The following is a 13,398-nucleotide window of genomic DNA, read 5'->3' as shown; positions in this document are numbered from 1 at the left end:
GGTAGCAAATGAGTGGCAACTTCCTCGCTCTGGCACAGCCGGGCGTGCAACAACTTTCGCCGTACGTTCCGGGCAAGCCTGTGGACGAACTGGCGCGCGAGCTGGATCTGGATCCGGCAAAAATCGTCAAACTGGCGAGCAACGAAAACCCATTGGGCGCCAGCCCGAAGGCATTGGCGGCGATCCGCGAAGAGCTGGCCGAGCTGACCCGCTACCCGGACGGTAATGGTTTCGCCCTGAAGTCGCTGCTCGCCGAACAGTGCCGCGTCGAGCTGAATCAGGTCACGCTGGGCAATGGCTCCAACGACATTCTTGAGCTGGTTGCGCGTGCCTATCTGGCGCCGGGCCTGAACGCGGTATTCAGCGAACATGCATTCGCTGTGTATCCGATTGCTACCCAAGCTGTCGGTGCGCAGGCCAAAGTCGTTCCAGCCAAAGACTGGGGCCATGACCTGCCGGCGATGCTTGCGGCCATCGATGCCAACACCCGCGTGGTGTTCATCGCCAACCCGAACAACCCGACCGGTACCTGGTTCGGCGCCGAAGCGCTGGACGAATTCCTGCAGGACGTTCCCGAGCATGTGCTGGTAGTCCTCGACGAGGCTTACATCGAGTACGCCGAAGGCAGTGATTTGCCGGACGGTCTCGACTTCCTCGCGGCGTACCCGAACCTGCTGGTGTCGCGCACCTTCTCCAAGGCCTATGGTCTGGCCGCGCTGCGCGTCGGTTATGGCTTGTCGACGCCTGTGGTGGCAGACGTGCTGAACCGCGTTCGCCAGCCGTTCAATGTCAACAGCCTCGCCTTGGCGGCGGCCTGTGCGGCATTGAAAGATGATGAATATCTGGCGCAAAGCCGTCAGCTCAACGAAGCCGGCATGCAGCAGTTGCAGGCGGGTTTCCGTGAGCTGGGGCTGAGCTGGATCGAGTCCAAAGGCAACTTCATTTGTGTCGATCTCGGCCAGGTCGCGGCGCCGATTTTCCAGGGCTTGCTGCGCGAAGGCGTGATCGTGCGTCCGGTGGCCAATTACGGCATGCCGGACCACCTGCGGGTGACCATCGGTCTGCCGGCGGAAAACAGCCGTTTCCTCGAGGCGCTGCGCAAGGTTCTGGCTCGTGGTTGATGTCACTGCGCTGCAACCTGTTGCACCTATGATCGGTCGCCTTGTGGTGGTCGGTCTGGGGTTGATCGGTGGTTCGTTTGCCAAAGGTTTGCGTGAAAGCGGCCTGTGCCGTGAGGTGGTCGGTGTTGATCTCGACCCGCAATCGCGCAAGCTCGCGGTCGAATTGGGTGTGGTTGATCGCTGCGAAGACGATTTGGCGGCGGCTTGCGTCGGTGCCGATGTGATTCAGCTGGCGGTGCCGATTCTGGCCATGGAAAAGCTGCTCGCGCGTCTGGCTGTCATGGATCTGGGGCAGGCGATTCTTACGGATGTCGGCAGCGCCAAAGGCAACGTGGTGCGCGCGGCGACCGAGGCGTTCGGCGGCATGCCGGCGCGCTTCGTCCCCGGGCACCCGATTGCCGGTTCCGAGCAGAGCGGGGTGGAAGCCTCGAATGCCGAGCTGTTCCGCCGGCACAAGGTGATCCTGACGCCGCTCGAGCAGACCGATCCTGCCGCGCTGGCGCTGGTCGATCGCCTGTGGCGCGAACTGGGCGCCGATGTCGAGCACATGCAGGTCGAGCGTCACGATGAAGTGCTGGCCGCGACCAGCCATCTGCCGCACCTGCTGGCCTTCGGTCTGGTCGATTCGTTGGCCAAGCGCAATGAAAATCTGGAGATCTTCCGTTACGCTGCCGGTGGTTTTCGCGATTTCACAAGAATCGCCGGAAGCGACCCGGTGATGTGGCACGACATCTTCCTCGCCAATCGCGAGGCTGTCCTGCGCACACTCGATACATTTCGCAGCGACCTCGACGCCTTGCGCGACGCGGTCGATGCAGGGGATGGGCACCAATTGTTGGGCGTTTTCACGCGCGCCCGGGTTGCCCGCGAGCATTTCAGTAAAATCCTGGCCCGCAGGGCCTATGTGGACGCTATGAATTCCAACGATCTGATCTTCCTGGCTCAACCTGGTGGCCGCCTGTCCGGTCGGATTCGCGTACCGGGTGACAAATCGATTTCCCACCGTTCGATCATGCTCGGCTCGCTGGCCGAAGGCGTCACCGAAGTCGAAGGCTTCCTTGAGGGCGAAGACGCCCTGGCGACCTTGCAGGCATTCCGCGACATGGGCGTGGTCATCGAAGGCCCGCACCACGGCCGCGTTACCATCCACGGTGTCGGCCTGCACGGCCTGAAACCTGCGCCGGGCCCAATCTATCTGGGCAACTCTGGCACCTCGATGCGTCTGCTCTCTGGCCTGCTGGCGGCGCAGAACTTCGACAGCACCTTGACCGGCGACGCTTCGCTGTCCAAGCGTCCGATGAATCGCGTGGCTAATCCTTTGCGAGAAATGGGCGCCGTGATCGAAACCGCTGCCGAAGGTCGTCCACCGATGACCATTCGCGGTGGCCATAAGCTCAAGGGCCTGACCTACACCATGCCGATGGCCAGTGCTCAGGTGAAATCCTGCCTGCTGCTTGCCGGTCTCTATGCTGAAGGCAAGACCACGGTGACCGAGCCAGCACCGACCCGCGATCACACCGAACGCATGCTGCGTGGCTTCGGCTACCCGGTCAGCGTCGACGGCGCCACGGCTTCGGTCGAGTCCGGCGGCAAGCTCACCGCGACTCACATCGAAGTGCCGGGCGATATCTCGTCGTCGGCGTTCTTCCTGGTCGCAGCCTCAATCGCCGAGGGCTCCGAGCTGGTGCTTGAGCACGTCGGCATCAATCCGACCCGTACTGGCGTGATCGACATCCTGCGGCTGATGGGTGCCGATATCACTCTGGAAAACCAGCGTGAGGTCGGTGGCGAACCAGTGGCTGACTTGCGCGTGCGCGCAGCTAAACTCAAAGGTATCGAGATTCCGGAGGAACTGGTGCCGCTGGCCATCGACGAATTCCCGGTACTGTTCGTCGCGGCTGCGTGCGCCGAAGGGCGGACCGTGCTGACCGGCGCCGAAGAGCTGCGAGTCAAGGAATCCGACCGGATTCAGGTCATGGCGGACGGCTTGCTGGCGCTGGGCGTCAAGTGCGAACCGACCCCGGACGGCATCATCATCGACGGCGGCCAGATCGGCGGCGGTGAAGTGCACGGTCACGGCGACCACCGTATCGCCATGGCCTTCAGCGTTGCCTCGTTGCGCGCTACCGCACCGATCCGCATCCATGATTGCGCCAACGTCGCGACCTCGTTCCCCAACTTCCTCGCGCTGTGCGGGCAAGTCGGCATTCGTGTGGCACAAGAGGCACAGTCGTGAAAAACATTGCACCGGTCATCACCATCGATGGGCCAAGCGGCTCCGGCAAAGGCACGGTCGCCGGGATTCTGGCCAAGCGTCTGGGCTGGAACCTGCTGGATTCCGGTGCGCTTTATCGCTTGCTCGCGTTTGCTGCGCATAACCATGGCGTCGACCTGACCAATGAAGAGCTGCTGAAGACATTGGCCGCTCATCTGGATGTGCAGTTCATCGCCGCGACCGAAGGTCAGCTGCAGCGGATCATTCTCGAAGGCGACGAAGTCAGCGATGTCATTCGCACCGAAAGCGTCGGTTCCGGGGCCTCGCAAGTGGCTGCGCTGCCCGCCGTACGCGAGGCGCTGCTGCAGCGCCAGCGTGCGTTTCAGGAAGCGCCGGGTCTGGTGGCGGACGGTCGCGACATGGGCACGGTGGTATTTCCGGATGCACCGCTGAAGATTTTCCTCACCGCCAGTGCCGAGGAGCGGGCGCGCCGTCGATATTTGCAGTTGAAGGGCAAAGTCGAGGGTGTTAGTCTGTCGAGTCTGCTAGATGAGATCCGTGCACGCGATGAGCGTGACACCCAGCGCGCAGTAGCCCCGCTCAAGCCGGCGGCCGACGCGATTCAGCTGGATTCAACGGAGCTTTCCATCGATCAGGTGCTTGAACGCATCATGAGCGAGATCGCCATTCGCGATATCGCCGGGTGACCAAGAAGGTCGCAGGGGACCAGTCATAGTCCTGCGGTGCTTCTTTTAAATGAAACTAACCCACACCGTCTGGGGTGTGGAGATGGGCGTTTACTTCGCCCTCATCTACAGGAATTAAAATGAGCGAAAGCTTTGCGGAACTCTTTGAAGAAAGCCTGAAAACCCTGAACCTTCAGGCAGGCTCCATCATCACCGGTGTTATCGTTGATATCGATTACCAGGCTCGCTGGGTAACCGTTCACGCTGGTCTGAAGTCTGAAGCACTCATCCCGCTTGAGCAGTTCTACAACGATGCTGGCGAACTGAACATCAACGTTGGTGATGAAGTTCACGTTGCTCTGGATTCGGTTGAAGACGGCTTTGGCGAAACCAAGCTGTCCCGTGAAAAAGCCAAGCGCGCTGAATGCTGGATCGTTCTGGAAGCAGCCTTCGCAGCCGAGGAAGTGGTCAAGGGCGTTATCAACGGTAAGGTTAAAGGCGGCTTCACTGTCGACGTTAACGGCATCCGTGCGTTCCTGCCAGGTTCCCTGGTTGACGTCCGTCCAGTGCGCGACACCACGCACCTGGAAGGCAAAGAGCTGGAATTCAAGGTCATCAAGCTGGACCAGAAGCGCAACAACGTTGTCGTTTCCCGTCGCAGCGTCCTCGAAGCCGAGAACTCCGCCGAGCGTGAAGCTCTGCTGGAATCCCTGCAGGAAGGCCAGCAAGTCAAAGGTATCGTCAAAAACCTCACCGATTACGGCGCATTCGTCGATCTGGGTGGCGTGGACGGCCTGCTGCACATCACCGACATGGCCTGGAAGCGCATCAAGCATCCTTCCGAGATCGTCAACGTTGGTGACGAAATCGACGTCAAGGTTCTGAAATACGATCGCGAACGCAACCGTGTTTCCCTGGGCCTGAAGCAACTGGGCGAAGATCCATGGGTTGCTATCAAAGCCCGTTACCCAGAAGGCACTCGCGTTACCGCTCGTGTTACCAACCTGACCGACTACGGCTGCTTCGCTGAGCTGGAAGAAGGCGTTGAAGGTCTGGTACACGTTTCGGAAATGGACTGGACCAACAAGAACATCCACCCTTCGAAAGTCGTACAAGTCGGCGACGAAGTGGAAGTCATGGTTCTGGACATCGACGAAGAGCGTCGTCGTATCTCCCTGGGCATCAAGCAGTGCAAGTCGAACCCATGGGAAGACTTCTCTGGCCAGTTCAACAAGGGCGACAAGATCTCCGGCACCATCAAGTCGATCACCGATTTCGGTATCTTCATTGGTCTGGACGGCGGCATCGACGGTCTGGTTCACCTGTCCGACATCTCCTGGAACGAAGTGGGCGAAGAAGCCGTACGTCGTTTCAAGAAGGGCGACGAGCTGGACACCGTCATCCTGTCGGTTGACCCAGAGCGCGAGCGCATCTCCCTGGGCATCAAGCAACTGGAAAGCGATCCGTTCTCCGAGTACGTCTCGGTTAACGACAAGGGCGCTATCGTGACCGGTACCGTGAAAGAAGTTGACGCCAAAGGCGCCATCATCGTTCTGGCCGACGACATCGAAGCTACCCTGAAAGCCTCCGAAATCAGCCGTGACCGCGTTGAAGACGCGCGCAACGTCCTGAAAGAAGGCCAGGAAGTTGAAGCCAAGATCATCAGCGTTGATCGCAAGAGCCGCGTAATCCAGCTCTCGATCAAGTCGAAAGACGATGCTGAAGAGAAAGAAGCCATCCAGAGCCTGAAAGCAGCTCCGGAAGGCGAAGCAGCTGACACCACTATGGCGGCACTGCTGCGTCAAGCAATGGCCAAACAGAACTGAGTTCTGCTTGATCATTAAAAAGGGCGACTTCGGTCGCCCTTTTTTGTGCCTGCGATTTGGCTCTTGTACGTCCGTGCATGAAACCAATGGCTTCGGCTGCGGGTCTGTTTCTTTAATCGGATCAATCGCCTATTCGCGACTAAGCTTGATCTTGAGCATTAGTCGTCAGGCTTGCCTGGCATAAGGAAGTGGATGAACAAGTTATTTGTTATTGCAGTGGTCTTGGCGCTGGCAGGGTGCACCACCAGTGCGAAAACCCATGCGGTGCGCGGCGTCAGTGGTATCGAGGTTGATTGCTCCGGGTTGGGTTCCGGTTGGGAAAAGTGCCAGAAGCGTGCAGCGAAGGAGTGTAAAGGCAAGGGCTATAAGGTCATCACCCGTTCTGACGATGCCAAAGATGAAGACGAATACCCGTTTGGCTTTAATCCGGCGGGCTTCGTGACCCGGACCATGCTGGTGATGTGTCGTTAGGGTAGCGGCGATCCGGCTCGCCACTGGAGTGCCCTGAAAATGGGCGTTTTGACCCCGGGAAAGATATGTCAATCCCTGGGCTGTTCAAAATCTTCCGGGCATGCTAAAACCTTTCAAGCGCTGATCTAGCTGCTTGAAAAAGAAGGGAAAAATATGACGAAGTCGGAGTTGATCGAACGAATTGTCACCCATCAAGGGCTACTCTCATCCAAGGATGTGGAGCTGGCCATCAAGACCATGCTTGAACAAATGTCTCAGTGCCTCGCCACCGGTGATCGTATCGAGATCCGTGGTTTCGGCAGCTTCTCCCTGCATTACCGCGCGCCACGTGTCGGCCGCAACCCAAAGACCGGCCAGTCTGTCAGTCTGGACGGTAAATTCGTTCCGCATTTCAAACCGGGCAAGGAATTGCGTGACCGCGTGAACGAGGAAGAGGAGGAGGGCGCTTGATCTTCGCTATTCAAATTCAAGGGGGCGTGGATGCGTAACCTCAAACGCATATTGCTTGGCGTTTTTCTTCTGCTGATGGTTCTGGTTGTTCTGGCGTTTGTGCTGGAAAACCAGCAATCGGTTTCGCTTTTGTTTCTGGGTTTTTCCGGCCCGCAGTTGCCGGTGTCGGTAGTTGCAGTGTTGGCGTTGCTGATTGGTATGCTCATCGGTCCAATTTTGGGCTGGTTTCTTGGACGTTCGTCCAGAGCTGCACGCAAGCGACTGGTCTGAAAACGACAGGCGCACGGCATCTGTCGAAATTGCGCCTCAGCCTGTCTTTATCCATTAGTAAAACCATCATTAAGCTGTAAAATGCGTCCCTTGTTCGATCGTGCCTTAATGCATGTCGATTCAGACTGACTCTGACGGATGCCAACTGATAGTGGCTTCTGCATTCATGGATTAGACCGCGCTCGCTGGCAGCGCTGTCCGCAGCTCAAGGGTATCGTTTCGCGTGAAAATTCTAGTTACCGGCGGTGCCGGCTTCATTGGCTCGGCAGTCATCCGTCACATCATCTCCAACACTTCCGATGCAGTCGTTAACGTCGACAAGCTGACGTACGCCGGCAATCTGGAGTCCCTGGCAGAAGTCAGCCAGAATTCGCGATACGCCTTCGAGCGCGTCGATATCTGCGATCGTGATCAGATCGACCGCGTTCTGCGTGAGCACCAACCGGATGCAATCATGCACCTGGCCGCTGAATCTCACGTCGACCGCTCGATCTCCGGCCCGTCCGAGTTCATCCAGACCAACATCATTGGCACTTACACACTCCTAGAAGCAGCGCGCCACTACTGGGCTGCGCTGGACGACACCCGCAAAGCCAATTTCCGCTTCCACCACATTTCGACTGACGAAGTTTACGGAGACCTCGAAGGTCCGGAAGACCTCTTCACCGAAACCACCCCTTACCAGCCAAGCTCGCCATATTCGGCCAGTAAGGCCAGCTCCGACCATCTGGTCCGTGCCTGGGCCCGCACTTACGGCCTGCCGACACTGGTCACCAACTGCTCGAACAACTACGGCCCATGCCACTTCCCTGAGAAGCTGATCCCGCTGATCATTCTCAATGCGCTGGAAGGCAAACCCCTGCCGGTGTACGGCAAAGGCAACCAGGTTCGTGACTGGCTGTACGTCGAAGATCACGCCCGCGCGCTATACAAAGTCGTCACCGAAGGTGTGATCGGCGAGACTTACAACATTGGCGGTCATAACGAAAAACAAAACATCGAAGTAGTGCATACACTGTGTGCATTGCTCGATGAATTGCGTCCTGATTCTGCTCACCGTCCGCATGCCAGCCTGATTACCTATGTTCAGGACCGTCCTGGTCATGATGTGCGTTATGCAATCGATGCGAGCAAGATTCAGCGTGAACTGGGTTGGACTCCGGAAGAGACTTTTGAGACTGGTATTCGCAAGACTGTTGAGTGGTATCTGAATAACACCGAGTGGGTTGAGCACGTTAAGAGCGGTAGCTACCAGCAGTGGATTGATCAGAACTATGCGGATCGTTCGAGCAAGGCATGAGAATCCTTTTGCTGGGCAAGAACGGCCAGGTCGGCTGGGAGTTGCAACGGTCCTTGGCGCCGCTTGGCGAGTTGATCGCCCTGGATCGTCACTCTGTCGATGGGTTGTGCGGTGATTTGTCCGATCTGGAAGCATTGCGGGCAACGATTCGGCAGATTAAACCCGATATCATCGTCAACGCCGCCGCATACACCGCAGTCGACAAGGCTGAGTCCGACGTAGAGCTGGCCGATCGTGTGAATGGTGAGGCAAGCCGGCTCTTGGGCGAAGAGGCCGCACTTTTGGGTGCCTTGCTGGTTCATTACTCCACTGATTATGTTTTCAGCGGCGAAGGCCACCGCCCCTGGCAAGAGACCGATGCGGTCGCTCCGGTCAATCGGTATGGCGCGAGCAAGCTGGCAGGTGAGCAGGCGATCACAGTGTCGGGATGCAAGCACTTGATCTTCCGTACAAGCTGGGTCTACGGCGCCCGAGGCAATAACTTTGCCAAAACCATGATGCGTCTTGCAGAAGATCGCGAGACACTGAGTGTTATTGCTGATCAGATTGGTGCGCCAACGGGTGCCGATCTGATTGCCGATGTCACTGCGTTAACGATTCGCCAAGTGCTCCAACGGCCGGAACTGTCAGGTTTATATCATCTGGCCGCCGCTGGCGAGGTGTCGTGGCACGGTTACGCAAGTTACGTTATCGAGTTTGCTCAGGCCAATGGCGAGCAGCTTGCGGTGACCACGATAAGTGCGATCGATACAACCGCTTATCCTACCCCCGCGCGTCGGCCTTTAAATTCACGCTTGAATACCCAGAAGCTGCGCGACAATTTTTCTCTACACTTGCCGGATTGGCAAAGTGGTGTGACCCGAATGCTTAGGGAAGTTCTGAACAAATGACCACGAAAAATCGTAAAGGCATTATTCTCGCCGGCGGCTCGGGCACGCGCCTGCACCCGCTGACTCTTGGCGTGTCCAAGCAGATGCTGCCAATCTACGACAAGCCGATGATTTTCTATCCGCTGTCGGTATTGATGCTGGCGGGTATGCGCGAGATCTTGATTATCTCTACGCCTGAAGACCTTCCATGTTTCCGCAAATTGCTGGGGGATGGTAGCCTCTATGGCATCAAGTTGGCGTATGCCGAGCAACCAAGCCCGGACGGGCTCGCTCAAGCGTTTATCATCGGTGAGGAGTTCATTGGCGAGGATCCTTGCTGCCTGATTTTGGGCGACAATATTTTCTACGGTCAGCACTTTTCGGACAATCTGCGTTCGGCAAGTTCTCAGCAGCAAGGTGCAACCGTATTCGGTTACCACGTGTCCGATCCAGAGCGTTTCGGCGTTGTAGAGTTTGACGCTTCCGGGCGCGCCTTGAGTATCGAAGAAAAACCACTGAAGCCGAAGTCTAACTATGCAGTCACTGGCCTGTATTTTTATGACAATGACGTTGTAGAAATAGCCAAAAATATTAAGCCTTCGGATCGCGGTGAGTTGGAAATCACTGATGTAAACCGCGCCTATCTGGAACGCAAGACCCTGAGCGTCGAGATGCTGGGGCGTGGATTTGCATGGCTCGATACGGGTACTCATGACTCGTTACTGGAAGCAAGTCACTTCGTGCACACGATCGAACAGCGCCAAGGACTGAAGGTGGCTTGCCTCGAGGAAATTGCCTTTCACAACGGCTGGATCTCCACAGAGCAATTAGCCCGTCAGGCTGATGCGCTGAAAAAGACTGGCTATGGTCAGTATCTGCAGAAGCTGCTGGATGCACCTTCTCACTAAAAGGTGTTCTTCGCCTTTTTCGGCGGCAACGCTCGAACAGCTTCTAACAGGATCGGTATGCCAGTGAAACATCCCAAGGTTGCAGTTTTGCTGGCTGCCTTTAATGGTATGCAATGGATTGAGGAGCAGATGGCCTCGATTCTTGAGCAGTCCGGGGTCGATGTGCAGGTGTTCGTCAGTATTGACCCTTCAACCGACGGCACTGAGGCTTGGTGCGCTCAGTATGGTCTTGTTCACCCCCGTGTAATCGTCTTGCCGCCAGCTGGTAGCTTTGGCGGTGCTTCGCGTAATTTTTTCAGGTTGATCCGTGACGTAGATTTTGACGGCTACGATTTGATCGCCTTTGCAGATCAAGATGATATTTGGGATAACAATAAGCTCCGCCGAGCGCACGAAAAGCTCAACGAATTGAAGGTGGATGGTTATTCGAGCAATGTTGTTGCGTTCTGGGAGGGTGGGAAAACACATCTGATTGACAAGGCACAGCCTCAAGTTGCCTGGGATTTTCTGTTCGAGGCTGCGGGGCCAGGTTGTACTTACGTCCTCAATCATCGACTGGCCACGAATCTAAAAGCGGCGGTATGTCTTCATTGGCAAGCATTGCAGGGCGTCAGTCTACATGACTGGTACTGCTATGCATTTGCTAGAAGTAATGGCTTTCGTTGGTTTACTGATCCCGTCCCTGCCATGCGATATCGTCAGCATGAGCGCAATCAGGTTGGTGCAAACATCGGCATCAATTCGCTCGCGGTACGCTATAAAACGATTCATGACGGTTGGTGGTTTTCCCAGGTACAACTCATCGCCGAGCTGGTGGGTAAGTACGCCGATCCCTTTGTTCAGTCATGGTTTTGCTTGCGGCGCAGGCAGTTGCTTAGGCTCTCTCTAAGTGCTTGGCGTTGTCGGCGGCGCGTTCGTGACAAGATATTTTTTTTCCTCATCTGCTGGACAACGGCGATCGTCAGGAAAAAAGTTAAATGAACTCACCGAATGTTTTAGTCACAGGGGCTTCGGGTTTCGTTGGTGAGGGGGTAGTGATGCGCCTGCTACTCGATCGCAAGTTTACCCCCATTGCCGCCGTTCGCCGTGCCTCGCGCTTATCGGGGCTTTGTCGAGTATTGAACTGTCCGTTAGGCGGGCATTCGCAGCTGCCGGCCCTGGACGGAATTCAAGTTGTAATCCATTGCGCAGCTCGCGTTCATGTTATGAACGAGGTCGCGCAGGATGCATTGGCCGAGTTTCGAAAAGTAAATGTGGAGGGCACCGTTGCTTTGGCGCTCAAAGCAGCTGCGGCGGGTGTCAAGCGCTTCATATTTATCAGTTCGATAAAGGTGAACGGTGAGCGTACCGTGAGTGGGGCTCCTTTCAAGTACGACGACGCTCCGGCTCCTCATGATCCATACGCGCATTCCAAGCATGAGGCGGAGCAGCGCTTGCGAGAAATCAGTCTGGATACCGGTATGGAGCTGGTGATTATACGTCCGCCGCTGGTATACGGTCCCGGGGTGAAAGCCAACTTCTTGAGCATGATGAGCTGGTTGGACAAGGGTTTTCCGCTGCCATTGGGGGGGTGGACAACAGCCGCAGCTTGGTTTCGCTAGGTAATCTGGTGGATTTGATTGTTCATTGCGTTGATCATCCCGCTGCCCCGGGTAATACTTTTCTAGTCAGTGATGGTGTGACTATTTCGACTACCCAGTTGCTGAAAGTGATAAAAAAGTCGCTTAATCGCCCAACATTGTTGATCCCTGTCCCGATCTGGATGCTGAAGGGTTCGCTGATATTACTCGGCAAGAATCTCATAGCTCAGCGCCTTTTTGATTCTCTCGAAGTTGATATTGCCAGAACCCGCTCGGTTCTCGGATGGTCGCCTCCAGTGAGTGTGGATCGTGCAATTCTTCAGACGGTCAGGCACTACCTGGATGCTCAAATAAAATGATGTTTTGTGTGCTGTTGCTTTCAGTATTCGTGGTTTCGCTCTTGCTGACATATGTCTTGCGACGCTATGCCTTGGCCAATAGCCTGATTGATGTTCCAAACTCACGAAGTTCTCACACTCTGCCCACCCCGCGAGGTGGGGGCGTTGCAATAGTTGTTTCCTTTCTGGTGATGCTGCCCGTGTCGTATTACACGCAGTTGATTGACTTCCCCGCGATGGCCGGATTGTCTGGAGCCGGCGCTTTGGTCGCGATTTTGGGGTTCACTGATGATCATGGGCATGTTGCGGCCAAATGGCGACTTCTCGGACATTTCCTGGCAGCTGGCTGGGCCTTGTATTGGTTAGGCTCGGAAGTGCAAATATCACTGCTCGGTTGGCTGCTCGATTGGACGTGGTTTACCAGTTTGTTCTTTTCTATCTATCTCGTCTGGATGCTCAACCTGTACAACTTCATGGACGGAATTGATGGGTTGGCAAGTGTAGAGGCTATCACTGTCTGCTTGTCCGCTTGTCTCGTCTACTGGGTGAGTGGGCACCTAGAGTTGGCGTGGTTGCCTTTGTTGTTGGCCGGTGCTGTCTGGGGTTTTCTATGTTGGAATTTTCCTCCCGCCAGGATTTTTATGGGGGACGCCGGCAGTGGCTTTCTTGGATTGATTATTGGGCTGCTGACGATAATCGCGTGTGCTAAGGCCCCGGAATTACTCTGGTGCTGGCTGATTTTGTTGGGGGTGTTCATTGTAGATGCTACATGGACACTCGCGCAGCGCCTGCTTCGTGGGGATAAAATTTACGAGGCGCACCGAAGCCACGCTTATCAATATGCCTCTCGTCACTATGGAAGCCACAAGATAGTCGTCTATGGCGTATTGGCGATCAATCTGCTTTGGCTAGCGCCGCTTGCTCTCTTGACTGCAATCGGTGTGCTTCCTGGTGTCGTGGCGCTTCTCGTTGCTTATATTCCACTGGTGTTCATTGCTAAAAAATACAACGCCGGCATGTTGGAAGTTCCAGGATAACCGAGCGACTCCTCCGTGTTGGGTAGGTGACGAATCCTCAAGGAGGTAAACCGGGCCAGTCCTGTCTGGAAAGTAATCGATGACAGTCGTATATTTGCCGGTTATCTTGAAAGATAACGCATTGGATGCTGATTGAGCGCTGTTGAATAAATGAAATTATTCAAACTGATGGACGGTTTTTACGCAGGATCAAAGACTCGAAGTTTCGCAGTCAAGCGGTATACAGTTCAAAATATTCAAAATTGAAAAGTCGTTTTATAGGATAAATTGCTCGGTATGAGGTCTTCGAAAAAATCGTTTGTCAGCTGCTTCCTGACAGGGTCGCGC

General features: G+C 55.9%; 12 protein-coding genes and 1 pseudogene. All 13 read left to right on the top strand.

Translation table 11 applies throughout. The features are described from left to right. Positions 1 to 8: 8 nt before the first annotated feature. On the top strand, positions 9 to 1,121 hold the full coding sequence (gene hisC / locus AB4N85_RS13775) for a histidinol-phosphate transaminase (RefSeq protein WP_252868065.1): 1,113 nt from the start codon (positions 9 to 11) through the stop codon (positions 1,119 to 1,121). Positions 1,122 to 1,149: 28 nt separating this feature from the next. Further along, a complete protein-coding gene (locus AB4N85_RS13770; protein ID WP_236168542.1) occupies positions 1,150 to 3,357 on the top strand; it encodes a bifunctional prephenate dehydrogenase/3-phosphoshikimate 1-carboxyvinyltransferase in 2,208 nt (735 codons plus the stop codon). Beyond that, positions 3,354 to 4,043, top strand: a complete 690-nt coding sequence (gene cmk, locus AB4N85_RS13765) for a (d)CMP kinase (RefSeq protein ID WP_024013869.1) — start codon at positions 3,354 to 3,356, stop codon at positions 4,041 to 4,043. Before AB4N85_RS13770 ends, cmk begins: the two co-directional genes overlap by 4 nt. Before the next feature lie 119 nt (positions 4,044 to 4,162). Next, the gene (gene rpsA, locus AB4N85_RS13760) at positions 4,163 to 5,848 is read left to right on the top strand and encodes a 30S ribosomal protein S1 (RefSeq protein WP_016770920.1); all 1,686 of its coding nucleotides are present in this window, start codon (positions 4,163 to 4,165) and stop codon (positions 5,846 to 5,848) included. A 192-nt stretch (positions 5,849 to 6,040) separates the two neighbouring features. Next, the gene (locus tag AB4N85_RS13755) at positions 6,041 to 6,319 is read left to right on the top strand and encodes a hypothetical protein (RefSeq protein ID WP_122700170.1); all 279 of its coding nucleotides are present in this window, start codon (positions 6,041 to 6,043) and stop codon (positions 6,317 to 6,319) included. Between the two features lie 153 nt (positions 6,320 to 6,472). Next, positions 6,473 to 6,769, top strand: a complete 297-nt coding sequence (ihfB, locus tag AB4N85_RS13750) for an integration host factor subunit beta (protein ID WP_007950920.1) — start codon at positions 6,473 to 6,475, stop codon at positions 6,767 to 6,769. 30 nt (positions 6,770 to 6,799) lie between these two features. Next, entirely contained in the window at positions 6,800 to 7,039 is a 240-nt protein-coding gene (locus AB4N85_RS13745) for a LapA family protein (RefSeq protein WP_076563762.1), read from the top strand. Between the two features lie 223 nt (positions 7,040 to 7,262). Next, positions 7,263 to 8,339 (top strand): dTDP-glucose 4,6-dehydratase, encoded by a 1,077-nt coding sequence (rfbB, locus tag AB4N85_RS13740; RefSeq protein WP_101155399.1) that lies wholly within the window; start codon positions 7,263 to 7,265, stop codon positions 8,337 to 8,339. Beyond that, entirely contained in the window at positions 8,336 to 9,229 is an 894-nt protein-coding gene (rfbD, locus tag AB4N85_RS13735; protein WP_150637712.1) for a dTDP-4-dehydrorhamnose reductase, read from the top strand. The genes rfbB and rfbD overlap by 4 nt, the downstream gene beginning before the upstream one ends. Beyond that, complete coding sequence (rfbA, locus tag AB4N85_RS13730) at positions 9,226 to 10,116, top strand: glucose-1-phosphate thymidylyltransferase RfbA (protein ID WP_150637714.1); 891 nt, start codon at positions 9,226 to 9,228, stop codon at positions 10,114 to 10,116. Before rfbD ends, rfbA begins: the two co-directional genes overlap by 4 nt. Before the next feature lie 57 nt (positions 10,117 to 10,173). Continuing rightward, a complete protein-coding gene (locus AB4N85_RS13725; RefSeq protein ID WP_252868064.1) occupies positions 10,174 to 11,097 on the top strand; it encodes a glycosyltransferase in 924 nt (307 codons plus the stop codon). After that, a pseudogene (locus tag AB4N85_RS13720) lies at positions 11,094 to 12,055 on the top strand (UDP-glucose 4-epimerase family protein). Before AB4N85_RS13725 ends, AB4N85_RS13720 begins: the two are co-directional and overlap by 4 nt. Continuing rightward, on the top strand, positions 12,052 to 13,071 hold the full coding sequence (locus AB4N85_RS13715) for an MraY family glycosyltransferase (RefSeq protein ID WP_150637720.1): 1,020 nt from the start codon (positions 12,052 to 12,054) through the stop codon (positions 13,069 to 13,071). Before AB4N85_RS13720 ends, AB4N85_RS13715 begins: the two are co-directional and overlap by 4 nt. Positions 13,072 to 13,398: the final 327 nt, after the last annotated feature.

It is taken from the genome of Pseudomonas sp. H1_G08, assembly GCF_054681355.1.
Note: the sequence above shows the minus strand (reverse complement) of the source record. Positions and strands in the feature narration are given on the sequence as shown.

Coding starts and splice junctions, on each gene's coding strand:
- rfbD (WP_150637712.1), top strand. CDS start 8,336: ATGAGAATCCTTTTGCTGGGCAAGAACGGCCAGGTCGGCTGGGAGTTG.
- rfbA (WP_150637714.1), top strand. CDS start 9,226: ATGACCACGAAAAATCGTAAAGGCATTATTCTCGCCGGCGGCTCGGGC.
- AB4N85_RS13725 (WP_252868064.1), top strand. CDS start 10,174: ATGCCAGTGAAACATCCCAAGGTTGCAGTTTTGCTGGCTGCCTTTAAT.
- AB4N85_RS13770 (WP_236168542.1), top strand. CDS start 1,150: ATGATCGGTCGCCTTGTGGTGGTCGGTCTGGGGTTGATCGGTGGTTCG.
- rpsA (WP_016770920.1), top strand. CDS start 4,163: ATGAGCGAAAGCTTTGCGGAACTCTTTGAAGAAAGCCTGAAAACCCTG.
- AB4N85_RS13755 (WP_122700170.1), top strand. CDS start 6,041: ATGAACAAGTTATTTGTTATTGCAGTGGTCTTGGCGCTGGCAGGGTGC.
- AB4N85_RS13745 (WP_076563762.1), top strand. CDS start 6,800: ATGCGTAACCTCAAACGCATATTGCTTGGCGTTTTTCTTCTGCTGATG.
- AB4N85_RS13715 (WP_150637720.1), top strand. CDS start 12,052: ATGATGTTTTGTGTGCTGTTGCTTTCAGTATTCGTGGTTTCGCTCTTG.
- ihfB (WP_007950920.1), top strand. CDS start 6,473: ATGACGAAGTCGGAGTTGATCGAACGAATTGTCACCCATCAAGGGCTA.
- hisC (WP_252868065.1), top strand. CDS start 9: ATGAGTGGCAACTTCCTCGCTCTGGCACAGCCGGGCGTGCAACAACTT.